General features: G+C 32.1%; 24 protein-coding genes. 2 read left to right on the top strand and 22 right to left on the bottom strand.

The window, feature by feature from the left end; genetic code table 11:
* The first annotated feature begins 82 nt into the window (after positions 1–82).
* Entirely contained in the window at positions 83–1960 is a 1878-nt protein-coding gene (locus U9R23_07435) for an ABC transporter ATP-binding protein (GenBank protein ID MEA3476254.1), read from the top strand.
* 156 nt (positions 1961–2116) lie between these two features.
* Complete coding sequence (locus tag U9R23_07430) at positions 2117–4048, top strand: hypothetical protein (protein MEA3476253.1); 1932 nt, start codon at positions 2117–2119, stop codon at positions 4046–4048.
* A gap of 74 nt (positions 4049–4122) precedes the next feature.
* Here the strand turns inward: U9R23_07430 and metG are convergent, their stop codons facing one another.
* The 22 genes from metG to U9R23_07320 form a co-directional block, all read right to left on the bottom strand.
* Complete coding sequence (gene metG, locus U9R23_07425; GenBank protein MEA3476252.1) at positions 4123–6141, bottom strand: methionine--tRNA ligase; 2019 nt, start codon at positions 6139–6141, stop codon at positions 4123–4125.
* 231 nt (positions 6142–6372) lie between these two features.
* Complete coding sequence (locus U9R23_07420; protein MEA3476251.1) at positions 6373–6555, bottom strand: hypothetical protein; 183 nt, start codon at positions 6553–6555, stop codon at positions 6373–6375.
* 4 nt (positions 6556–6559) lie between these two features.
* The gene (locus U9R23_07415) at positions 6560–6757 is read right to left on the bottom strand and encodes a hypothetical protein (GenBank protein ID MEA3476250.1); all 198 of its coding nucleotides are present in this window, start codon (positions 6755–6757) and stop codon (positions 6560–6562) included.
* A gap of 396 nt (positions 6758–7153) precedes the next feature.
* Positions 7154–7783: a hypothetical protein gene (locus tag U9R23_07410; GenBank protein MEA3476249.1), complete on the bottom strand. Its 630-nt coding sequence runs from the start codon at positions 7781–7783 to the stop codon at positions 7154–7156.
* A gap of 279 nt (positions 7784–8062) precedes the next feature.
* Entirely contained in the window at positions 8063–8320 is a 258-nt protein-coding gene (locus U9R23_07405; protein MEA3476248.1) for a hypothetical protein, read from the bottom strand.
* Between the two features lie 108 nt (positions 8321–8428).
* Positions 8429–9247, bottom strand: a complete 819-nt coding sequence (locus tag U9R23_07400) for a slipin family protein (protein MEA3476247.1) — start codon at positions 9245–9247, stop codon at positions 8429–8431.
* Between the two features lie 352 nt (positions 9248–9599).
* Positions 9600–9935 carry a cupin domain-containing protein gene (locus U9R23_07395; protein ID MEA3476246.1) on the bottom strand — a complete coding sequence of 112 codons (336 nt, stop codon included), beginning with the start codon at positions 9933–9935 and terminating at the stop codon, positions 9600–9602.
* A 281-nt stretch (positions 9936–10216) separates the two neighbouring features.
* Positions 10217–10612, bottom strand: coding sequence for a hypothetical protein (locus U9R23_07390; protein ID MEA3476245.1), 396 nt, complete (start codon positions 10610–10612; stop codon positions 10217–10219).
* A gap of 171 nt (positions 10613–10783) precedes the next feature.
* Positions 10784–11245: a hypothetical protein gene (locus U9R23_07385; GenBank protein ID MEA3476244.1), complete on the bottom strand. Its 462-nt coding sequence runs from the start codon at positions 11243–11245 to the stop codon at positions 10784–10786.
* A gap of 6 nt (positions 11246–11251) precedes the next feature.
* Positions 11252–11626 (bottom strand): DUF1987 domain-containing protein, encoded by a 375-nt coding sequence (locus tag U9R23_07380; GenBank protein MEA3476243.1) that lies wholly within the window; start codon positions 11624–11626, stop codon positions 11252–11254.
* Positions 11627–12187, bottom strand: coding sequence for a SiaB family protein kinase (locus U9R23_07375; protein MEA3476242.1), 561 nt, complete (start codon positions 12185–12187; stop codon positions 11627–11629).
* A 72-nt stretch (positions 12188–12259) separates the two neighbouring features.
* Positions 12260–14692 (bottom strand): PAS domain S-box protein, encoded by a 2433-nt coding sequence (locus U9R23_07370; protein MEA3476241.1) that lies wholly within the window; start codon positions 14690–14692, stop codon positions 12260–12262.
* Between the two features lie 12 nt (positions 14693–14704).
* Positions 14705–15613 carry a cache domain-containing protein gene (locus tag U9R23_07365; GenBank protein ID MEA3476240.1) on the bottom strand — a complete coding sequence of 303 codons (909 nt, stop codon included), beginning with the start codon at positions 15611–15613 and terminating at the stop codon, positions 14705–14707.
* A 95-nt stretch (positions 15614–15708) separates the two neighbouring features.
* Complete coding sequence (locus U9R23_07360) at positions 15709–16713, bottom strand: MoxR family ATPase (GenBank protein ID MEA3476239.1); 1005 nt, start codon at positions 16711–16713, stop codon at positions 15709–15711.
* A 740-nt stretch (positions 16714–17453) separates the two neighbouring features.
* Positions 17454–18095 carry a hypothetical protein gene (locus U9R23_07355; protein ID MEA3476238.1) on the bottom strand — a complete coding sequence of 214 codons (642 nt, stop codon included), beginning with the start codon at positions 18093–18095 and terminating at the stop codon, positions 17454–17456.
* A gap of 27 nt (positions 18096–18122) precedes the next feature.
* On the bottom strand, positions 18123–18965 hold the full coding sequence (locus U9R23_07350) for a hypothetical protein (protein ID MEA3476237.1): 843 nt from the start codon (positions 18963–18965) through the stop codon (positions 18123–18125).
* A gap of 2 nt (positions 18966–18967) precedes the next feature.
* On the bottom strand, positions 18968–19663 hold the full coding sequence (locus U9R23_07345; protein ID MEA3476236.1) for a hypothetical protein: 696 nt from the start codon (positions 19661–19663) through the stop codon (positions 18968–18970).
* A 52-nt stretch (positions 19664–19715) separates the two neighbouring features.
* Positions 19716–20831 (bottom strand): DUF6754 domain-containing protein, encoded by a 1116-nt coding sequence (locus tag U9R23_07340; GenBank protein ID MEA3476235.1) that lies wholly within the window; start codon positions 20829–20831, stop codon positions 19716–19718.
* 76 nt (positions 20832–20907) lie between these two features.
* Complete coding sequence (locus U9R23_07335) at positions 20908–21921, bottom strand: lysylphosphatidylglycerol synthase transmembrane domain-containing protein (GenBank protein ID MEA3476234.1); 1014 nt, start codon at positions 21919–21921, stop codon at positions 20908–20910.
* 134 nt (positions 21922–22055) lie between these two features.
* On the bottom strand, positions 22056–23186 hold the full coding sequence (locus U9R23_07330) for a DUF362 domain-containing protein (protein ID MEA3476233.1): 1131 nt from the start codon (positions 23184–23186) through the stop codon (positions 22056–22058).
* A gap of 9 nt (positions 23187–23195) precedes the next feature.
* Positions 23196–24062 (bottom strand): class I SAM-dependent methyltransferase, encoded by an 867-nt coding sequence (locus U9R23_07325; GenBank protein MEA3476232.1) that lies wholly within the window; start codon positions 24060–24062, stop codon positions 23196–23198.
* A 301-nt stretch (positions 24063–24363) separates the two neighbouring features.
* Positions 24364–24543, bottom strand: coding sequence for an NAD-dependent epimerase/dehydratase family protein (locus tag U9R23_07320; GenBank protein MEA3476231.1), 180 nt, complete (start codon positions 24541–24543; stop codon positions 24364–24366).
* Between the last annotated feature and the right edge of the window lie 295 nt (positions 24544–24838).

Genomic DNA, 24838 nt, shown 5'->3' with positions numbered 1-24838 from the left:
ATAAATACTGAAAAAAACTCAAGAATTAAATACAATTACAAAGTATACTTTTTAAGAAAAAATGTCTATTTATGTTTATAGGATGAGGAAACTTAAAATTATTGGCAATAAAATAAGTACATTACTTTTTGAAAATAAACAAATGAACACTAACCTCATTTTCCGCTTCCTCACCCCATATTTCAAAAAACACATCACCAGTCTAATAATAGGTGGCATCTCCGTATTCCTTCTCTCCATCCTCATCCTACCCACTCCGCTTATTACACGCCACATAATAGACAAAACACTTCCAAACAAAAACCTGCAAGAATTATTGTTTTTAATCCTGCTTGTATTGGGCTTGCTTATCTTTATGAAAGTAGTTGGCTATTTTCAAGGACTTCTCTTTTACAAAATCAATACAAAAGTAATTTTAAGCATCAGATTGGATTTGCTGGAGAAAATAAATAAACTTCCACTTAAGATAAACAAAAAATACGGCACAGGTTATCTTATCTCCCGCATAAATGACGATACAGACAGGATACGAACTTTGTTTGCTGATACTGTTATAATGATAATAAAGGATATTCTTACCTTTCTTGTTGGAGTTATGGCAATCTTTATTATTCACTGGAAACTGGCACTGATTTCCATTACAATTCTGCCTTTTTTTGTAGCATCCACAATCTATTTTAGCAAGATAATTCGTAAATTATCAAAAGTATTTTATGAGGATAATGCGCAGACAACGAGACAATTAGAAGAGTCGCTTAATATGGTTGAGTTGATTAAGGTCTTTTTGAAATATAAATACAATCTTTTGCGATATATCAAAAGAGCGAAGCAGGCATTTCGTTCAAATATCAAACTGGGAAAAACATCTTTTCTCAACAGCACAGTAACCGGCTTTTTAGGTGGACTTGCACCAATAGTAATTATAGGTTATGGTGGTTATGAGATAATACAGGGAAATCTAACTCTCGGTTCACTCATTGCTTTCAATTCGTTTGTGGGTTATTTGTTTGGTCCAACAAGTAGATTGATAAATGTCAATATACAGATACAGAAGTCACTAATGGCATTGGAAAGGGTTAGAGAACTTTTTGATTTGCCTGAAGAAAGGATAGATAAAGAGATAGTTTTGCCAGAAAAGATTGAGCAATTAGCTTTTGGGAATGTTCATTTTTCCTATGAGAAAAGAGTTGCCACAGAGGCACAGAGGCACAGAGAAGAAGATATTAATGGAATAAAATTTAAAAATCTTAAGGATAAAAATCTCATTACAAATAAAATTGTAGAAGAAGAAATATTAAAAGGAATAAGTTTCACAGCAAGAAATGGTGAGAAGATAGGTATTGTGGGCAGTTCTGGAGGGGGAAAGACAACTTTACTGCGACTTCTTGCAGGTTTATATGAGATAGATGAAGGTGATATAATTCTAAATGGTAGGAGATTAGTTACATCAGAATTAATAGCTTTACGAAGACAGGTAGCCATTGTTGAGCAAGAACCGTATCTGTTTAATGATACGATTTACAATAATATCAAATTTGGCAATGGTCGAGCAAGCGAGGAGGAGATTTATTTATCTGCAAAACAAGCTTATGCGGATGAGTTTATCAAACAATTACCAATTGGATATAAAACGATTGTTGGAGAAAAAGGTGCGAATTTATCAGTTGGTCAGAAACAGAGGATTGCAATTGCTCGAGCATTAATAAGAAATCCAAAGATATTGATTTTAGATGAAGCAACCTCCAATATTGATCCGATAAGTGAAAGCTTTATTAATAAAACAATTATTAATTTGCCTGAAGATATGATTATTTTTGTCATTACACATCATTTAACAATCACGCGAAAATGTAATAAAATTCTTGTTCTGGATAATGGAAGAATTATAGAACAAGGGACTCACAATGAGTTAATTAAAATGAATAACAATTATAAAAAATTATATGATTACAAATTTTAAAAAACTATATCTCTGAAGTTATATCAGATTGGAGTTAAAATAAGAGGATACATATTAGTCGCTATCATTATTTTTTTATCATTAAACTGCTTTGGTTTAGAAATTCCTTTCTCTGAAGAAGAGCTCAAAACCAACAGCAATCATCTCTCAGATTTTGTGCGAATTTATCCTAAGGATTCGCTTGCCTGCCCACTTAAAACAGATATTTGGTTATGGCATGATGGGGATAATTTGTATGTGCTTTGGGAAGCAAAAATAGATGAACAATTTGCCAGAGGAAAGTTTGTCGGAAAAGATGAATGGTCTAATAATGACTTTTTAAGAATACAAATTATTACAGATGTAAAAAATTATTATGCCTATATGTTTTGTTCCTTTCCTTTTGGTAATAAATATGATGGCATTCGCAATCCTGATTTGAAGATGGACTTAGGTTGGAATAGTAATTATACATACAAAAACGAAATTTCTGAGGATATCTGGCAATCTTTAATGATAATCCCGTTCAAAGACCTACGTTTTTTTGGCAACCCACCATATAAATGGAATATAATTTTTACTCGGTATTTTTATAAAGATGACGAATTTTATTCTATTCCTTATATGCCGACTAATATGGGTAAAGATTACTTTCGTAAAGCTTATGATATTACTATCAATGAAAAAATCAATAAAGCCAAAAACTACCGTCTTAGTCCATATCTTATCAAAAAGTATGATATGATTGAGAAAACAGTATCTTTTGATCCTTACAATGTTGGATTGGATTTTTCTTTTAACCCCAGTTTTTCCACAAAATTAAAGTTAAGTATTAACCCTGATTTTTCTGATGTTCCAATTGATTCTGAGGCTGATATTTATAATTTAATATATGCTCCAACTTATCATGAAAACAGGTTTTTCTTTATAGAGGATTTGGATGTTTTCGGTGTAGATAGTGAATTATTTTATTCCCGTCATATTATGCAACCGCGATGTGGGATAAAATTGACCGGAAATTCTGAAAGATTTTCTTATGGGTTTCTATCTGCTCTGGATAAAAAGATAATAGAGGATGGAATAATAACTAATTACGATGATATTTATAATATGCTTGCGTTCAAACCAAAATGGAACAATTTCTCTGTTCAAATGACTTTATTAAACAGAATGAATAAAAATTATCATAATGAAGTATTTCACCTTGAACCTGTTTGGGAATTTACTAATAATCAATTGATAAAATTTGAGATAGACACTTCTATAAAAGATGAAACAGAAATTAAAAAAGGTTACTCTGTTTATGGTTATTATGATGGCAAGAAAGGAGATTTTTCTTGGTCAGTTGGGGGCGGTAAAATAAGCAAAAATTATTTTGTTGATATGGGACAGATATATGAAAAAAATTATCACAATATGTTTTTAGATATCGACCAATATACAGAACCTAATAGCAAAGTAATTAAATATTTTGGAGGTAGTATATGGGGGCAAAAGGCTATGTTCAATGGTTCAGGAGAATTATTTGACCAAAATATAGGTATAAATGTATGGTGTTATACTCAACATAAAATTAATTTATGGACAAAATATTGTATGGGTCAGATAAATTATTTAAACAAAATTTTTGATTGGCACAAAGTTTACAGTGGTGTTTCTTGGAATAAATTGAATTGGTTTGGTTTTAGTATTACCATTAGCAAAGGGAAAGAATTAAATTACAATCTCTTTAACACTTATGATAAATTTTATAGTAAGTTTTCAGTTTGGGGAAATTTAACCAAATACTTTTCCTATAGTGTTTATGCAGCTAATTATAAGTGGTATGACATACCAGAGGATTCAGGAATTGACGATGAATATTGGATAGCGAATGGAGATATTGGTTTGGATATTTATAATAATATCTCATTTAATAATGGGTTGCGTTTTAATAATTATAAGTCTGACGATCTAACAATGTATTTGGGTTTCTTTTCTAATTTCCGCTGGGAATTCAAGCCTGATTGCAATTTATATTTGGGTTACAAAACTGCGGTTGATGAAATTAACCAAAAATTTGAAACCAAATATAAGCAAACCTATATGAAAATTAGTTATACTTTTTGATGCGCTATATAATGAAAAGATTGGAAAAATTAAGATAATAATGGAGATAAGGAAGTTAAGAGATAATTTTTTCATCACAACACTTTGCTGCCTTTTGAAATATCTTTTTCCGGAATCAGAAGGGACAAATTATCACCATCAATTGCCGCCAAAAGCATTGCTTCAGATTTCTCGCCTTTGATAATGATTGGCTTGAGATTGTTCATTATTAGAATTTTTTTGCCAATTAAATCTTCAACTGCGTAATGTTTTACAATTCCTGCTATAATCTGCTTGATATTATCTCCAACTGCGATTTTCAACTTCAGAAGTTTATCTGTATTTTTGACTTTCTCTGCAGATATTATTTCTGCAATTCTTAAATCAAGTTCCTGAAATGTTTCAAAATCAATTATTTTTTTGCTTTTTTCTTCATGCATATAGATTCCTTTCAATTTTTTTATCTGTTTTTCTATTGTATCATCAGAAATTTTTTCAAAGAGTGTTTCAATTTTTCCTAAAACAATTTCTTCTTTAAATTCATACTTAATATTTTTCCATAACATTTTATCAGGAAGATTCATCATTTTTCTAAGCTTTTTCATACTTTCTGGTATTATAGGTGAGAGAACTATTGAGATCATTCGTAAAAGTTCGAGACAAATAAAAATAGTTTCTTCAGCTTTTTTCTTATCCTGTTTGATCTCAATCCAGGGTTTTGTTATATCGAAATATCTATTGCCCTCCCGAGCAATATCTATAATCCGTTTTATAGCTTTTCGTACTTTATAACTTTGATAATAACCTTTTGCTTCAATTGTAGCAATAGCACGAGCATTTATCCAAGTTTCATTTGATAAATTTGAAAATGTTTTTGGAATACAAATTTTTCCATCAAAATATCTTTTTGAAAATTTAAATACACGATTAGCAAAATTACCAAGGATGTTCGCTAAATCTGTATTATATTTTTCTTGAAATTCTTTCCATACAAAATCACAGTCCTTGTTTTCAGGAGCATTGGCAGCGAGATAATACCGTAACGGGTCAGCAGGGAAATCTTCTAAATATTCATTAATCCACACAGCCCAGTTTTTGCTTGTGGAGATTTTCCTTCCTTCCAGATTAAGATATTCATTTGCTGGAACATCATAAGGTAAGATATAATCTTCGTCTTGACCCATCAGAACAGCGGGCCAAATTATTGTATGAAATGGAATGTTGTCTTTACCGATAAAATGAATTAGTTTTCTTTCTTTATCAAACCAGTAATCTTTCCATTTTTCTGGTTGACCAATTCTTTCTGCCCATTCAATAGTTGATGAAATGTATCCGATTGGAGCCTCAAACCAGACATAAATTACCTTCCCTTTTGCATTTTCAAGAGGAACTGGAACACCCCAATCAAGGTCTCGGGTAATTGCTCTTTCTTTTAAGCCAGATTTTAACCAGCCAAGGATGAACTTTTTAACATTATCTTTCCACTCAGTTTTTGATTCAATCCATTTTTTAAGTTTATCTGAAAATTTCGGCAGATTCAGAAACCAGTTTGTTGTTTCTTTAATAATTGGTGTATCGCCACATGTTATGCAAACAGGATTTATTAGTTGAATGGCGTCAATAAGTTTTCCACAAGCATCACATTGGTCTCCCCGAGCTTCTTTAGAATGACAAAATGGACATTCACCTTCAACATATCTGTCCGGCAAAAAGCGTTTACAATGAGGACAATAAAGCTGTTTGTTTGTATGTGTGGTTATATAACCATTTTTTAATAGATTGGTAAAGAATTTCTGTGAGATTTCGTAGTGCACTGGACGAGCAGTTCCTGAAAAATTATCAAAACAAAAATTAAGTCCTTCAAAAACCGATTTGATTCTTCTATGGTATTTGGCTACGATTTTTCTTGGAGGAACTTTTTTCTGGTCTGCTTTTATTGAAATTGGTGTACCGTGTTCGTCTGTCCCACAGATATAAATTACATCATTTCCAAGCAATTTTTGAAACCTTACAAATATATCTGCAGGTAGATATGCACCTGCAAGATGTCCAATATGCAAATCACCATTAGCGTATGGAAGAGCACTGGTAACTAAATATTTTTCTTTTGCCATATTTCTATTTTGATTTTAGCCACTGATTCACCCCGTGTAATATAAAACGCTTCTCCCCGATTAAATCGGGGATTACACGGGGTAAACACAGATTAATCTATTTAATATTTATGCGTAGATAGAAATTGTATTTAAAGTGTTTGTGTCAATTTTTTTAAGTGAGGAGAGTTAATAGTTTATAGCTATAATCAACTTTTTATTTATTTCTTTGGTGAAATTTTTATTGAAGAATTATATTTTTTTAGTTATTTCATTAATGGTTGTATTTATTGCTTCATACCAATCTATGTAGTCACCTAATCTCGTTTCAACCATTTTTAGTTCTTCATCTGATAGTCTTCTATTTAATTCTTGTTTTGCAACTGTTTGGACATCTTCAATATTAATTGAATAGATTATTTTATCTTTTTCCATATATTTACTCTTTTTGTATCATTTCAAAAAGAATTGTATTATATACTGAATCAATATCTGTCATCAATCCCCATTCTAAGCCTTCTTTTGCGATTTCTAATTCATCGTCAGTTAAATATCTTCCAATCTTTTCTAATGCCTCATATTGTATTGTTTCCTTTGAAATATAAAATAAAATCTCATCTTTATCAATTAATTCCATTCTTCCCCCAAATATTCACTTGCCCATTTGCTTGCCTGTTTAATAGTTAATAGTTCTGACATTATTATATTGTAATTTTTGTTTTGAATTATTTTTTTATGTTATTTTTACTAAGATTTATATATACTCCAACATACAGGATATAAACAAATGATTTTGAAACTTGACTTAAGTAGTAAGAACTTAGTTAAGTTTCGAATTTGTGAGTTATTTCCACAAAACTTAAATCAAGTCCCGATGAATTGGAACTTAATTCAAGTTTCTGGGTTTTCATTAAACCATTAAATAAAAGACTCTTTAATCTTCCTTATTCCTCTATCACAAGATACACATTAGCGAAGCGAACTGCCTGTCCGCAACAGACGGGCAAACATGCTGTTATCTGCGGTGCGTTAATTATCCTGTTTTCGCCTTATCAGTTAGCCGTTTCCATAATGATTCAACATCTAATTTCTTTACCCAATGTTCCAGATAATCTATGTCTAATCTCCCATATTGTACTTCATAAACTCGTAGGGCATCGGTAAATTGTTTTTCACTTCCACCGGAAAGCTTTGCCCATCTCAATTTGGCTAAGATTGTATCCTCTGGACTCGAAACTTGCATTTTTAGCCCCATAAATTCCTCCCTATACCTACGTGGAAAACGTGACTGGTCAAAGGGTTCGTCGGTCAATATCCAAAAGTCAACTTTATCTCCATCCTTTAAGTCAATTAGATTGAACATACTTCGTCTGTTAATCGCATCACGAATGCTGTCTTTATCTAAGTAAAAATCAGATGGCGGAAAAGCTTCAACTAATTCATTAGCATTCAGGCTTTGAATAGCAACGACCATATCTATGTCATGGGTGAACCTTGCAAGCTTGAAACGACAGAACCTGTTATCATATATTGGATTCCAGCTTGATTGAGGGCTTGAATAACCTTCTTTAATAATTCCTGTTGTGACATTTATCGAGACGCTCCAAAAGTATTTTTTTGAACTCTTCACCTGAAAGTTTTGGAAACCTCTTATGTAATCCATAAGTAAAAAGTTGATTGGCAAATTCAGACAACTCAAATGCCTTAAGCAACCTTTTTTCAGGAGACATTTCACGAAGCACTTGAATATATATCCTATGATTTGGACGGTTTTTAATATCCATAATTCCCGCACAACCTTTGTCTTATCTACCTAAGCATGAAAGCTAACAATTATATAAACGCAATATTGCATCTATGCTACCTAAAACAGGTGCATAGACACACTTTTGTTGCGTTTATTCTTGCTATAGTCGGGTAAATGAAAGTCGTTTTCTCTTTCTTATTCCTCTATTACAAGATAGACCGTATCATGCTGGTGGACATGCTCTTTAACTTTAACTCCAATGGAATCGCCAATTTTTGCTTTTTCAATAGCATTCTCTTCAATATGAATTGAATCTACTCTCTGAGTGAAATCAGTGGTATGTCCTTTAATATGGATTGTATCCCCGATTTTAAGTTCACCTTTTGTGAGGTCAATTCCTGCAACCGAGATATGACCCCAGAAATGGATAACTTTACCTATCTCTTTTTCCATAATTTCTCCTATTGGTTTGATTATGCGGTATTTTAGTTATAGCAATACCTATAGACCACCCTCTTGATTCTAAGTGATTTTAACTTACCTTTCTAGATATTGGTCAGTTTATTCCTTTTTGTTTTTGCCAGTTTTTTCCATAACTGACCTCATTAAATCAACTGGGAGTTTGCCTTTTTCCATAAATGATTTCAACAAGTCAATTGGGATTGGAAAAATAATTGTTGAATTCTTTTCTGATGAAATTTCAGTAAGGGTTTGTAAGAATCTTAACTGTATAGATGCAGCATTTTTACTGAGAACATCAGCTGCTTGTGCAAGTTTTGCAGAAGCCTGGAATTCTCCTTCTGCATGAATAACCTTTGCTCTTCTCTCTCTTTCTGCTTCTGCCTGTTTTGCCATTGCCCTTTGCATTGTGGATGGAAGTTCTACATCTTTTACTTCAACAACACTAACTTTAATACCCCAGGGGTCAGTTTGCTCATCAATTACTTTTTGTAATTCCTGGCTGATTTTTTCTCTGCGGGAAAGTAGGTCATCAAGTTCGGATTTTCCCAGAATGTTTCTAAGAGTGGTCTGTGCAATCTGTGAGGTAGCCTGATAGTAGTTTTCAATTTTTACAACCGCATCTTCTGGGTTGAGAATACGAAAATACACAACAGCATTAACCTTAACAGGCACATTATCTTTTGTTATAATGTCTTGTGGTGGCACATCCATTGTAACGGTTCTAAGCTCAACCTTCACCATCTTGTCTATGAAAGGTATCAGCAGAAACAAACCTGGACCTTTAGCTCTCAATAGCCTTCCGAGACGGAAAACTACACCTCGTTCATATTCTCTGACAATTCTAATAGCTTTGGTCAGAATAATCAGAGCCAGAATTATGATAATAATAAGGACATTAATACTCATTTTTTCCTCCATTCTTTATTGAGATTTATTTTAAAAATATAAATATATTGTCAATTTATTTAAGAAATTATTTATTTTGCAATGTTTTTAATTATAATTGAGTTTACTATAAAAACCATTCCCTCTGGACGCTGAGACCGATAAAATGGTTAAAATATGTTTATTAGATTATTTTTCCCACAACTGAAAAGGCTGTGTAAAAATAGAAATATCTCATATTAACATACCACCGATACGGTTTACCCCGTTGGATTTTCTTCTTATCCAACTGGGATCATCCTTCCTTACGGGGCACGCCTAAATCCCCTCTTTTTAGAGAGGACCTGGCAGTTTACCTTATATTTTTATGAACAACTTTATATGATTATTGATAATGGAGAGCTAACCAAATCGTGGGTTCGTTTTTATCTGTCCATTCAACTCTATGCAATTTATGAGCAGGAATATGAATATAATCTCCAGGTTTCATCGTAAGAATTTTATTTTTTTCTTTGAACAACAATCCAGCACCTCCTTTTAGTAAAATTACCCATTCATTTGTATCCTGATTTAGCCATTTCTTAGCAGTAGTTGATTGACCTGTTGAAATTATCCTTTCTAATTTAAATGATTCAGTTTTAAGTAGAGTTTCAAAGATTTCTTTAGATATAGATTTTGGAAAGCGGGAAAATAAGTTATGTGTTTTTAGTAAGTTTTTCATGGTTTTAGTATTTTTCTAATTTATTCCAGACAATCTTTTTGGTTTTATATTATGATGATTCTGATGTTAGACATTTTTCTCTTATAAAAGATATGAGTCCACTTAAAGAAACCGTTAAAACGGTTAATTTTTGTATTTGTTGGTTAAAACCCATAACTAAAGTTATGGGTTTCTATTCTATTTATCTTACCGTTTGCACGCTAGATAGAAGCCCACAGATCTATCTATGGGCAAACTGAAAATTTTTGCAACGGTCTAATGTTATCAGGCAACTATTGATTCTATTTCTTGTGCGAGTTTCTAATAGATTTGAATTTTAGAAAAAGCGGTAGCAATAACAAAATTCCAACAGCACATAATAAAATAGTTTTTTTATTCTTTTTTATTACTTTTTTCAGAAAGTCAGTAAAGTTAATGTTTATTTTGATAGATTCTTTTTGTGGAGTAATTTTAATTTCAGGTTTAGGTTTTGGTTCTATAGGTGGTTTTTGTTTTTTTGTCTTAATTGGTATTTCTCGCTTTTTTTCTTCATTATACTGAATTTTGTATTTAGAGAGTAGTTTGATATTTTGGTCAGGAAAAGCTTTATTTAATTCAGTGTTGGAGTCAAATCCTTTTTTGATTGCCTGGTCTGGATGGTTTTCAAGCCATTTAAATACTTCGCTTCTTACACTCATTGTTGTCTCCTAAATTTTATATGTAATATTTTGAAAAGGCTTGGTAAAAAAATCAAGTTTTTTTGAAATTTAATATGAATAAATAATTCGTGAGGGAAGACATTAATGAATTTTCCAGTGTAATTAAGCAAGCCAATGATTTTTTGCCAGTTACATCAAAATTTATTATTCTTAGATTCTTCCCTCTTCTTTTAGTTTCTTATATTGTTTGGGATACACTTTTTTCATACATTCCGGGCAGATAGCATGGCTAAATTCAGCTTCAGAATGTTTATGAATATAGCGTTCAATTTGTACCCATCTTCCATCGCTATCGCGGATTTTTTTACAGTAAGAGCAAATAGGATGAATACCTCGTAGAGTTTTTATTTCAGATATTGCTTTTTCTAATTCTCTATTCTGCTTTTCTATTTTTTCATTTGCTTTAATTAGTTTATTTTCAGTTCTATCGCTAATTCTTGTAACTTTTACAATCAATTTAAGTAATTTTTCATATTTGTTAATTATTAAAGAATATCTTTCTATAATCTCATCTTTAGTTACAGATAGTGATAAAATTTTTTTAGCTTCTTCAAGAACGCTCAGTTCTTTTTCAAAAATTTGATAGTGATTCTTTTTATTGTTTTCAATCATAGAATTCTAATATGATATTAAATTGATTGGTAAATCAAAATCTTCTAACAGGTCTTCGCCCATTTCTTGTATATCTTCATCATCTTTATCATAATACCAATTTATCGTAACATTACCAAAGTCATTGTTATGTTGGTCTAACATTTCCAGAATATCAATAAGACATTTTGTGGAGCTTGTATTTAAGTAATTTATTTTCAGATTGAGATTTATTGGTTTACGAATTTTAGTAATATATGATTGGATATAGTCAAAAATAGGTTGAAAGAATTCCATTGCATTTTCAGGATAAGAGGCTCCAGTCATTTCAAATATTCTCTTTTTTACATCAAAATTGACCTCAAGTGTATATTTCGTTTTTGGGAGATATAGATTTTTCATTTAGCTAACCTTTCCAACTTGTGCTGATAATATCAAAAATGAATATGAATTATCAACAGGATTAAAATCATATTCAAGTGGATTTTTTGATTTTCTTGCTATATCAATTAATCCTAAACCTGGTCCAGAAGCTCCCTTTTTAAAGGGGAGGCTTCTTTGCTCTTTATAATATTCTTTTAATTTTACTGCATTAAGGGAGTTAATAAAATCACATCTTTTTATAACATCTAATAAATTTTCTCTTTCTGCTAAATTTCCAGATGTAATTGTATAATAGTCACTTGTTTCACTTACGACGATTATTCCAGTTCCGATTTTTTTATCAGCTCTTTTTATAGATACTTTTTCTGCAGAATGGTGCAAAATGTTTTGAGCAAGTTCTATAAAAATTGCAAAAACCTTTTTTATCGTGTTTCGTTGTTCTGAGCTGGAAAATAATTTATCCTTAACTAATTCTGCTAATTCTACCAAAACATCTTGAGAAATAGTTCCTTTATATGCAAAAACGATTTTATTCTTGCTCATTTGTTTGTAATATTCAAACAGATTTAACTTAATCATTAATAAATCCTTTCTTTTATATAATCAAAATTAATACACAAATTGACAAGGTTTAATAATCCTGTAAAGATTTTATAACCTAATTCCCATTAATAAGATATCATCTCTTTGTGGCTCACCATTCTGGAAACTATCCAAATCCTCTGTTAATGCCTTTTCTTGCTTATCTAAATTATATTTATGAATATTTAGTAATAATTTTTTCAACCGTTTTGAACCAAATTTATTACCATTAGGATCGGACTGGTCTGCGAATCCATCTGTTGTAAGGTAGAGCATACTTCTTGTTAATACAGTAAATTCTTTATTTTTAAATATTCTTTTCTCTTCCTTTTGTCTTCCACCAATAGGTTTTCTATCACCTTTAAATTCAATAAGTTCAGAATCTTTGATATAATACAAAGGACGTTTCGCACCGGCAAATGTTATTTTATTTCTACTTTTTTCAATCATACAAAGACATACATCCATTCCATCAGAGGTATCTGTTTCACCCATTTCTTGCTTTAATGATAAACGAACTCCCTTATGTAATTGCTCAAGAATTTTAGCTGGATTAAATATTTTGTTTTCATTAACAATCTTATTTAAAAGTGAATTACCTATCATAGACATAAAAGCTCCGGGTACACCATGACCTGTGCAATCAACCGCTGCAATAAAGATTTTATCATCAAATTTACTGAACCAATAGAAATCACCTGATACAATATCTCGAGGCTTAAAAATGATAAAATAATCTTTTAATACAGCAGACATTCTTTTTTCTATAGGTAAGATTGCTTTTTGGATTCTTTTGGCGTATCTAATGCTACTCATTATATTTTCGTTTTTTTCTTCAATAGTTCCCTTTGCTTCTGTTAGTTCTGTAATAAGCCTTTCTCTTTCTTCTTCAGCTTGCTTGCGTTCAGTAATGTCACGATAAATTCCATATACTGCGATTTGACCACCTTCAATATTAATAGGAGTTCCAAGTATAGAGACATTGATTAGATTTCCATTTTTACATCTTCTAATAGATTCAATAGCAATATCCTTTCCTTTTGCAACATCTTTTGTTAAACGACCTGCCTCATTATGTATAGTTCCGGGTGCTATTAAGTCGTCAATCGATTTTCTGGCAACTTCATTCTGGGTGTAGCCAAACATTTTTGTAAATCCTTTGTTTACTTTAAGCAATTTACTATCATTATCTACGAGAACGATTGCTTCAGGTGAGCTTTCAAAAAGTTGCTCAAAGTATGCTTTTTCAATCTGTAATGCTTTTTCAGCTTTTTTTCGCTCTATAGCAATAGCAATCTGCTTAGATACAAACTCCAAAATATCTACATCCTTTTTATTATACAAGGAAGCATCTGTATAACTCTGGACAGCAATAACACCAATAACTTCACTTTCTAATTTTAAAGGAACTCCAAGCCATACCTTTGCGGGTGTTCCAATTAATTCTACTTCTCCAGATTTAACCAAATTATTTTGTACTTCACCAGTAGCAAGAAGAGGTTTCCCAGTTCTTATAACATAAGAAGTGAAAGTTTTACCAACTGGGAATGAAGTGAATTTATCTTTTTCGTCAACATTATAGGGAAGGGAGATAGTATTAGTCTTTTTGCCGTATAAAGCTACATAGAAATTAGTTGTATCAATAATTGTGCTTAGATAATTCCTTATTGATGACAATAATTCGTTAATCTCCTTTGTAGTATGGACGGCATTAGCGATGTTATATAACACTGATTGGATTTGTTCTGCATGCTTTCTTTCTGTAATATCCCTATAGATTCCATACAATCCAACCTGCTTACCTTCAACAAGGATTGGAGCTAAACCAATTGTAACAGGAACTAATGAGCCATCCTTTCTTTTTCTTATTGATTCTGTTTTTGAAGTTTCTCCCTGAAGAACTTTTTCTGTAATCTTTATAGCTTCTGACAATTTATCTTTTGGGACGATATATTTATCAATATTTTTTCCCTTTATTTCATTTAGAGGATATCCAAAAATAGATTCAAATTGAGGATTAATATTTAGTATATTCTGATTCATATCTAATGAGACGATTGCAGTAGGAGCACTATTAAATAATGCCTCAAAATAATTTCTCTGCTTTTGAAGTTCTCTATTGCTCTTTTTAATTCTAATCATTACATTTACTTGAGCAATAAGTTTACTTGCATCTAAAGGTTTTGTTAGAAAAGCATCAGCACCAAGGTTTAATGCTTTTATATGAGTTTCTGAATCAGTATATATTCCCGTTTCTATAATAATTGGAATGTTTTTTGTAATTTCATCGGTTTTAAGTCGTTTACAAACTTCAAATCCATCCATCTCAGGCATTTTAATATCAAGCAGAATAGTATCAGGTAATTCTTTCTTTGCTTTTTCAATCCCTTCTGGTCCTGATTGAGCAGTAAATACTTCACATTCTGAAATTTGCGAAGTTAATACATCCTTTATTGCGATAAGACTCTCTATTTGGTCGTCTATTACTAATATTTTCTTCATTTATGCTCCTTATTATTCAGGAAAATAGCCAGCTCCAACTATTAAGGTATCTTGTCCAACAATTACTTTTTTTACATAAACCAATTTTTTGGAGGGTGTTGTTTCACCTGGTTTGGGCCACATATAATCCATCCAGCAATCATCTTTAGTTTTTAGTGTTTCAAGCTCCTCATGAATAAAATATTTTCCTTTAGAATCCTGCAAATCATATAAATTCTGTCCTTCTAATTCCGGGAAAGCTGGATTTACCAATTCGTTACCTTTAATATCTTTTATGAATACATAGGTATCTAAGAATATAAACTTACCTGCCTTTGCTTTTATTGTGTCAAGAGCTGAAATGCCAACTTTTTTAATCAGAACAATAACATCATTAACCTCTTCAACAATGAAACTCTTATCAATCTTAAGGTTATACAAACCACTTCCGACAAGATATGTTTTTTCAGATGGAGCCGTTACTCTTTTTACGAAAGTGCTTTTCCAAGATGGTTCTTTTTCTTCTGGTTTGGGCCATTGATAATGAACCCAACCTTCACCCTTTTCGCCTGATGCTGCATCAACAATTAATCTGCCGATAGGTTTTCCCTTAATGTCCTTTAAACCAATCATATTTTTACCTTCGCCTTGAAGGTTTGGTGGATATACATATCTCATTCCGTCCAGACCCCATAAGAAAATATACAAGTCATCGTGAAACCATTTACTGTCTTTCTTTCTGAATTCCGGAAAACAATCTTCACCGTCATTTTCTATCAATTCAACTGCTTTATTGACAAAAGAAACCAATTCTTCGGTTTGAGTAAGTTCACTCTTTGGCTTCTTACTTGTGCAAGATGAGAGAAAAAATATTAGTAATCCTACTATTAGTAAACCACTTACTGAAGTTTCACAGGAATGAAAATTACTTAAAAAAATCATATTTAACCTTTTATAATATATTCTGCGAAACTTGAGTCGCTTATTATTAATTGCTTTTTTTTCATTCTTTGTTCCTCCTTATAGTTTTTTGTAGATTATTTTTTCTTAACATAGTTTATTAACTTATTAATCAAATCCTTTGATTTAATTCCTTCAGCTTCTGCAGCAAAATTTAGTAAGATCCGGTGTTGCAAAATCGGTGTTGCAACGAATTCTATATCTTCAATAGTAGGTGTATATCTGCCATAAAGAGCGGCTCTGGTTTTTGATGCTAAAATTAGATATTGAGAAGCACGCGGTCCGGAACCCCAGTTAACCCATTTTTTCACAAAATCAGGGGCATATTTTTCGTTAGGACGCGAAATTCTGGCGAGGTCTACTGCAAATTTAAGAATGTGTTCAGATACAGGAATTTTGAAGATAAACTTTTGAAGTTTGTTAATTTCCACACCATCAATTACTTTATTTATTTTTGGAAATTCCTGGCTTGTTGTGAATTCTGCAATCAGTTTCTCTTCTTCATAACCTGGATAATCAATATCAATATGAAATATGAATCGGTCTAATTGTGCTTCTGGCAGAGGATATGTGCCTTCCTGTTCAATTGGATTCTGGGTTGCAAGCACAAAGAATGGTGGGGATAGTGGAAAAGTATTATTGCCAGCAGTGACCATTCTTTCTTGCATTGCTTCTAATAAAGCAGATTGGGTTTTTGGTGGTGTTCGATTTATCTCATCTGCAAGAATGATATTAGCAAAAACCGGACCTTTAACAAATTGGAAAATTCTTTTTCCTGTTGTTCTATCTTCGGTGAGAATGTCCGTTCCAGTTATATCTGAAGGCATTAAATCAGGAGTGAATTGAATACGGCTAAATTTCAAATCCAGTGCTTGTGCAATTGTGCTGATTAGCAGAGTTTTTGCAAGTCCGGGTACTCCAACAAGAAGACAATGCCCATTGGCAAAAAGTGCAATTAAGAAATATTCTATAACTTTATCCTGACCAATAATAACTTTATGTATTTCTTTAATAATTGTTTCTCGTGACTTTGATAGATTTTCTATAGTTTGAACATCACCTTCTGATAAAATATTTTGCATTCCACACCTCAAATGATTTTTACTTTAAAAGTTAGATTGATATTATGTTGTCAAGAATAGGAGGGAAAATAAAAGACCTTCAAGGTTTACAGAACCTTGAAGGTCTTGGTGATTTCTTCTATCTGATTAACAACAATTGAGATTAATAGAGCCATCACGGACCATTCCATGACGATAGAGAATGGTTCCTGATAACTTATCAATGACTGTCAGGGATTGGTCCCTGACAGCAGCTAATCAAATGAAATTATTCCTAACACTCCCGATATACCCGTTCTCTCCATCCTCCGAAGTAGAGAACTTCTACGGAGGACGGGCGTAGCATCCATTCTCCGCAGTACTACGAAGGATGAACTGCGAAGGGTGAATCGGGATAATGGTGTTTTTTGTTCGCTAAATACAGGATTACATCCGCCAGCTCCGAGACGGAGTCCCGATTAATTGGGTCTGGCGGACTGTATGATCAATTTTTTGGCTTTAACTCCTATGAAACTACTTTCTAACTTCTTGAATTATAAGGAATTAGAATTATTGCTAAAATTAACAAGATAGCCTCTTGTTTTACTTCCCTCGGTTTCATCTTAACTGAACTATCAGCTTGCTGATAGAGGGGAGCTTAAGTCAAGTTTCCATTTTGTCTGAAAAACTGACTTTACCGGATAAACTCTAATTAACTGTGGACGAAATGCAGTATTTTATTCATATTTGTCAAAATCTATTTGTTTTCAGAAAATATATATCTATGGCTTTATTATCCCCAACCAATTCCCAAGCAAGAAATTTAATCTTCCAATCAATAAAGAAATACGCGCCATAATAGTATATCCAAATGCCGCTCCAAAACTTATCATAAGAAAATAAATACCAACCTTTGCTGTTGTCCCAAATGCTCCTTCATGTTTTTTACTGAAGAAAAAGTATATTATTCCTGTAATAGTGCCGATTATCAAGATAAGTTGTCCGATAGTTGCGGCTAAATCTGGAGCAGAAAAGGGATTCATCATAGTTTCAGAAGTTTGTTTGATAATATCGGAACGCAGAAACAATATCAGGCTCATTCCAGCAGTGGTTCCCATCACAAATGAGATAGGATAGCGGCTCACCCAATCTATTTTGGGTATTAGTCTGCAAAGCATAAGAAAACCTAAAAAGGCAGGGATTAAAAGTAATCGATTTGCTGAAAGATCCGTCAAAACTGGCGTAAAAAGATTGGGAATCAAAATATTATAAATAGTGTAGATAAACCAATATCCCGCAGAAATACCAATGAAAATCTGTTCTGCAATTTTATAAAACGGATTGTCCTTATAGAGAAAGCTAAGGATAGCAAAGGTTAAAAATGCTCCGATCCAAATGCCAATTCTTTCTATTATATATGTCATAAAGACTCCTTTTCAGCAAAAATATATTTAGGATTTGATTTTTCCCTTCTGTTTTTTAGATGCAAAATAACCGATATTACCGATAATGATAAACAGTATTATGATCAGATGAGCAATAGACTGAGCGTCCATTCCTTTGGTAGCAAAACCGGGAAGATTGATAAGTTTTTCATACTCAGCCGCTCCCTTTAAACCGCCTATCAATCCTGTCAATTGCTGCTGCTTATTGACATAAGGCAGAAGGAATGGAACTTGAACAGCAGTTGAGCCACCAGCAACAGGCTTTCCGTATGAATCGTGAGCCACCTGAACCCATTGCTTTATCCCAGGGTCACCTGCAGAAAGTCCGATGATAAATGCTATCTTATTAAAATTATTGATTCCATTTAAAATAGGAAGTTCGTCAATCGGTGTTCCGCCTTCATCTGTGGGAAAAGTGCTGCGAAAGTTTTTTGCCATATGGTTGATGGTTACCTGTCCACCGGTTTTATAACCCAAATTCACATAATCTTTTCCGTATTTTAGATCTGGAAAATGTTGCAAAGTAGTTTCCAGTGCTTCATTGCACATCTGCACACCCATGGGCCACAAAGCGACACAAATTACCCTCAGTTTTTTCCGAAAGGCATGATTGAGCAAGGCAATCGCCATCGGTTGTATTTCCGGTTTTGTGGAAGGCCCGTAATCATAAGAAATTACCACTTTAGAATTTTCCTGAGTCTCTTCAACCATATTGTATACTTTACGGACATTTTTTGTTACTCCCAGTTTAAAATTAATTGTAACAAGTAGCGGAACAGCAACTCCGAAAAATATCAGCAGGAAAATTATTCGTCTGTCTATTTTCGTTAAAATATTTAATGTTTTCATGATTATTTTCCTCCCAGATAGGATCTTTCTATTCCAAGAATGATTCTTAAGGAACTACCTACAACGCCGAGACCTGCACATATCATTATGGCTCGCTGCGCCGCTGTATTGAGATATTCCATGATAAAGTTCGCAATATTAGGAAGATGGAGATAGGTCAGAGATTCCGGCACCCAACCTGTTATCCAGGTACCGATAGTAGTTCTTCCGAGCATAACCAGAACTGCTGAGGTAAGCAACAAAGTAGATTCTGGACTTCTGGCTCTGAATGCCCGATATGATGCAGAAGCTACAAAAAATGCCAAGAGAGAGAACATCGTAGCAGAAAGGTTTTCAAAGAAATATTTGAACAGATAGTCAAAGGGTTTTCTGCCTAAAAAATCAATTAACGGTTGTGTATTTGTTAGAAGTCCTGGATGTTTTTGTGTTCCCCATAATAGACCAAAGAGAACCATAATGATAAAACTCACTAATGCTATAATATAATAGCGCCAATTGGGAGATTTTCTTGAGATTTTTATTAAGTTAACTTTAAAAAGATTCAACTGACCAAGAATTATAGCAAAACCGGATATGATCAAAAACCATCCGTAAAATGTATCGGATAAATTCCCAAAAGGTTTATGAGGTATGAATTCAGAAATGACGATCAATGTGCCTATAAAAAATGTTATAATCAAAGGAAATTGTCTTCTCATTTTTCCTCGCAATACTATTTTCTATAAAATTCCATGTATTTTATACGGAAATTTATTTCATTGATATGAAGTCTTTAAAAAAATGTATATTGAATATTTCCAGAATAATGCCAATAAAGATTAGAAATATGACGATAACTTTGCCATAATCCTGGCCCTTAAGGCTGCCCAATTGTGCGGGAATCTTGGAAAGATAAGCAGATGCGGCATATAATTCTTCACCTATCAAAGTATAGTCGCAGGCAGCAACAAAGAAAGGTATTTGAGACGGCATAGCAGTTCCGGCAATCTGGATAGCACCACTTTCAAATCCGGTTTCAGCTAAAATTAGAGATTCGGCATAAAAAGCTCCTAGGTAAAAATTAGCTGCTGGTTTTTCACGCACAATTATACCATCCACACCTGCAACATACCCGAATTGGTCATCCGTAAGATAAAATACAGAATCAGGATTGAATGCGTCCGGCCTGCCGGCTCGCAGATAGGATTCTTTCACTATCTCTTTTGCTGTGGACAAAACCATTGAGCGACAAACCGGGACATGGATGGTAGTGTCATATTGGGCGACTTTCTGAGCCAAATGACCAAGAATATTTAGTCCTGCCAGAGTTTGGATATTATCAAGGTCCATAATTCCGGGCACGAACAAGATAGGTTTTCCCAGCTCAGTGGCTCGTCCTACTGCTTCTTCTATCATATCCAGACCGCTGATTCTTCTTATAAACAACCTCTTTCCTTTTTTTGCTGAAGATATCAAATATACGATTATGGTAGTGAGCAAAAGTGTCATTACAAGTAGCGGTATCTTATCTTTATTAAACCACTGTGCTTTTGAGGATGCAGAAGCTAAAATCGGTGGAATTATCTCTTCACCATTCCTATCCAGAAAATGGATTTGATAATAATAATCAATTCCAGGAGAAATCCCATCCTGATCAAGGTGTTTCCTATCAGAAATTAAGGGTTTGGTAATTTTTTTGAAATGAATGTTATCAGTACTTCTTTTAATAATAATGCTGCTTATATCTTTGTTATCAAAATTCCATTGGAGTACAATTCCAGAGCCGTCATCATTGGGATTATCTTGGACGGAAAATGAAATTTCCTGGGCTAATAGGCAATTATAGATGAGCAGAAAAAATAATATTATTATATAGGAACTTTTCATAGTTACTCCATCTTAAAGCATAATGCTGATTTTCGGTTTATAAATAATTATGAAAAATTTTGTCCTTGGTACAATTTTACTTTTCTTGTGGATGAGATTGACGAAATGCTTCCTTAATTTTTACTCCAATAACAGAAAAGGATATTCCTCCAACAAGAAATATCCAGACAGATGTTAAAAAATGAGAAAAAACAACAGCTGCACCTGTCAGATTTTTATCTATTCCTAAAGCAAACGAAAAAATTAGAACCCATAGAAATTGATTTGAACCAATTTGGACAGGTGGTGTTGGCAATATATAAGTCAAATTCATTAAAGTATAACCAAACATAATTCTCAAATATGTAGTATTGCTTGCTCCAAATGAATGAAAAACCGCATAAATATACAAAGATTCTGAAAGAACCGCGAGAACAGTTAACCCATAAACAATCACATAATCTTTGATACGTCCTTTCATTACAGACATACCCTCTACGAAATTAAAAAAGAAAAATTCTAAACGGTTTTTATATTTTTTAGGGAAGATAAATAAAAGTTTATCAGTAAATTTTAGTGCAATATGCTTATGATTTACAGCAAAGAAGAGAAAACCTAAGAACGCTATATAAATAAATAAAAGAAGAAAAATAATCGTGTATAGCGTTCCGTTTAATTGAACAGTAATAAGAGGTATTAGAACGAGAATAATCATTATTGGAAACAGATCAGTCATTTTATCAATAAAAATGGAAGGCAGGGTTTTTGCAATACCTATTCCTTTATTTTTCTTTAGGATAAAAGACTTTGCTAATTCTCCAACCCGAATCGGAATTAAATAGTTAAGCAGCATCCCAGCCATAAAAATTCTGAAACTTTCAAAAACTTTCATTTTATAAATAGGGTTAAGGATAATCTTCCATCGTAAGCTTCGTAAAAAATATGCGAATATATAAAAGAATGAGAACAAAAGGGCAAATTTCAAATCAAATTTATGAAAGTATTTTAAAAACTCATCAAAATCAATTATAATGAACCACAGAATCAAGCAAACTATACCAATAAGAATTCCTATAATGAAATTTATATTTTTTTTAATAAATGAATTCATAATTTTTTAAATTACTTTTTAGCAACTACATACCGATGGTGCGGCCAGAATTGTTTTAATCTCCACCAAATTGGTAAGTTCTCAATAAACATAAATTTTTTACATTTTTGTTTTGCATTTTCATTTAGTAAACATCATAGAATTTTTAAAACATCTTCAATTTTAGGTGGGCAACCAGGAATCCATTCCCAGCCTTTTTCTTTTGCCAGTTCTTTTGTGCAATTTCCAAAGCAGATTATTCTTCTATTTGTTTTTCGGGGCAATTTAGGATTTTTACCATATACAAATGTAATCCCTTTAAAAAGAAAATAGTAAGCTAATTTTGGACCTTTAGTTATGGCTAATTTTGGTTTTTTAGGAATTCTATAAAAAGTTTCTGTCAAAGAAAGTCCACACATACTGCAAGCATAGGGATTTCTCATATTTGTAAATTTAAGGAAAGTGAATTTTTCTTCGTCTGCTCTTTTAAAATTCATTTTAATTTCATCTAAATCTTCACCAATTATTTGTGGATCGGGATCACCAATTTTTTCTTGAATACCATATTTTAGATGAGATACTTTTTCAGTGTCAATTCCCATAAACTTTGCTCCAACGATATCACAACTTAAAATGTCTTTACTAGCAATTAATATTTCTGATTTTATTGGATGACCAGAATATAAAGGTCCATCACCCTCTAATCCCAGAATACCGTCAATAATTGTTAAATCTGGTTTGATTATTTTGGCAAGCTCAACAATTGGTTTATGAAGTCCCTGCTTGTGAAAAAATTTCTTTTTGGTATCACTGATGATTCCCTTTTGGTTCTTCAATCCCAAAGTTACAGTACTTTGCATATGTGTTTTCAACTTTGCAACATTTATATAAAGTACATTTTCTCCGAATAAAATTTTCGGCAGTTTAATTTTTCCGTATTCCCACTCTTTATGTATCTTTTCTGTTTTATCTATATTTATAGATTTTATGTCTGGTTGATCAAAAAAAATATCGTAACCACTTTCAAGCATCGCCTTATTCGAATCTATCGTCAATCCAGATGCTTCTCCTATTATTATTTTTTTAATTCCTTTACCTCTAAGAAAGTCAACCAAATATTTAACCAGAATAGGCTCAACAACTATTGCCTTTTTAGGTTTTGCACCAACAACTACATTTGGTTTGATAAAAGCTATTGTTTTCTTCTTAAAGTCAGTATCAATCTTATTAAGTAATTGAATTAAGTCATAAGGTTTGTTTGTTTTTTTTATATATACCTTGCTCATAATATTTTTTTATTTTTTGGTTAAGATATAAAGATGATGAGTTTGTATAACACTAAACCATTCCGGTAAATATTCTTCTACTTTTGCTAAAAATGGAATCAATCCACCTCTTTCATTCTCCTTTTCTTTCTTTTGGGTTTCTTTGTTAATATTCCAATTCCATTTAACGCCAATAGGATTTAGGAAAGTTTTAATTTCTCCCCTTAAAGGCATATCCCAGGTATCCATCCATGGAGGTGTATCTATGGTGCCTTTTTCCAGGATTTTTAGATTAACTTTTTTTAGATTATCTTTTATTCCAGAAAATGTCATTAATTTTGTATGTCCATGATCCCAATACAGGTTATGATATTTATGAAATAACCAATGAACCAAAGTTCCGAAATTATGGAAATTTTGCGTCATAACCATAACATATTTTTGTGAAACTCTTTTCATCTCTTCTAATAAAACTTCTGGATGATTAAAACGTTCGAACATACAATAATTCCACACTAAATCAAAAGAATTATCTTTGAAGGGTAGTTCATCAACTTCCGATTGATGAAATTCAACTAAAGGAGCCAAATCATTTTTTTTCCATACTTTCTGTGCATTAATAAGCATCTTTTTGGATGGATTTGTTAAAAATACTTTAGCACCATTTCGTGCAAATTGCAGACTATTTATACCGGGAATTCCAGTCACACCATCTGCTGGTGTTTCTAAGACCGTTTCTATATTATATTTTTGTTGGATATGTCTGAAATATTTGTCAATCACCACTCTTTCATAAACAGTTCCAATCCCTTCATCTAAATCTTTTGAAGACATGTCCAGATTTCTCTCAATAAAATTTAACAGTATTTTCTTTTCCTTTTGTGTAATTTCATTCATTTTAGTTTTTCCTTTCTAAAGAGACTTTTCAAGAAAACAAAAAAAACAAATAAGGTCGTAGGAATATATAAAATTATCCAAAATATCATTGCAAAAAAACTCTTTATATGTCGCATAATTTCCTTTCTATTTTAACGTATTTATTCTTTTAATAGTATATTCTAATTACTCATTTGCTATATATTTGACAAAAACTTATAGTAAAATTAAATACTCTTTTTTTGAAAAGTCTCTTCCTCAAAAATTTCTGCAATGTGATAAACAACATCAAACTTGCATTCATTGAAACCGAATTTATAAACTATAGATCTATCAATCCGCCTAATTTACAGATAACCTTTTTATTTTTGATTTCCTTATATCTTGCAATATCAGTATTTGGCCTGATTAGGGATAGAATTTTATTATGTTGATTTTCTAATAACCTTCTGCAAAGATGTCCACCGATGAAACCTGTAATGCCAGCAAGTAAAATTTTCATAATAATCTGTATAAACAAAACCAACCCTTTTATTGTCAATTATTTCAATTTATTTTTATAATAAAACTTTACAAACAATTAACAAGAATTCAAAAATGAAGAAATTCTTCAGGAGGACTTATGTTTAGAAAACATATAGTATTTCTTGCAACTCTATTTATTATTTTTGGTTGTGCAAAGAATGTAATTATAAAAAAAGGTCCAGTCTTACTAAATCAAACATTCAAAGAAGGTTTGGTTTTCAAATACAAGATAACAGAGATAATGACAAACACAATGGTGATTCAGGGCAATA

The sequence above is a fragment of the Candidatus Cloacimonadota bacterium genome (assembly GCA_034722995.1).
In the GTDB taxonomy this organism is placed as follows: Bacteria; Cloacimonadota; Cloacimonadia; order JGIOTU-2; family JGIOTU-2; genus JAGMCF01.
The sequence above is the reverse complement of the archived record's forward strand: the minus strand, read 5'-3'. Positions and strand labels throughout refer to the sequence as shown.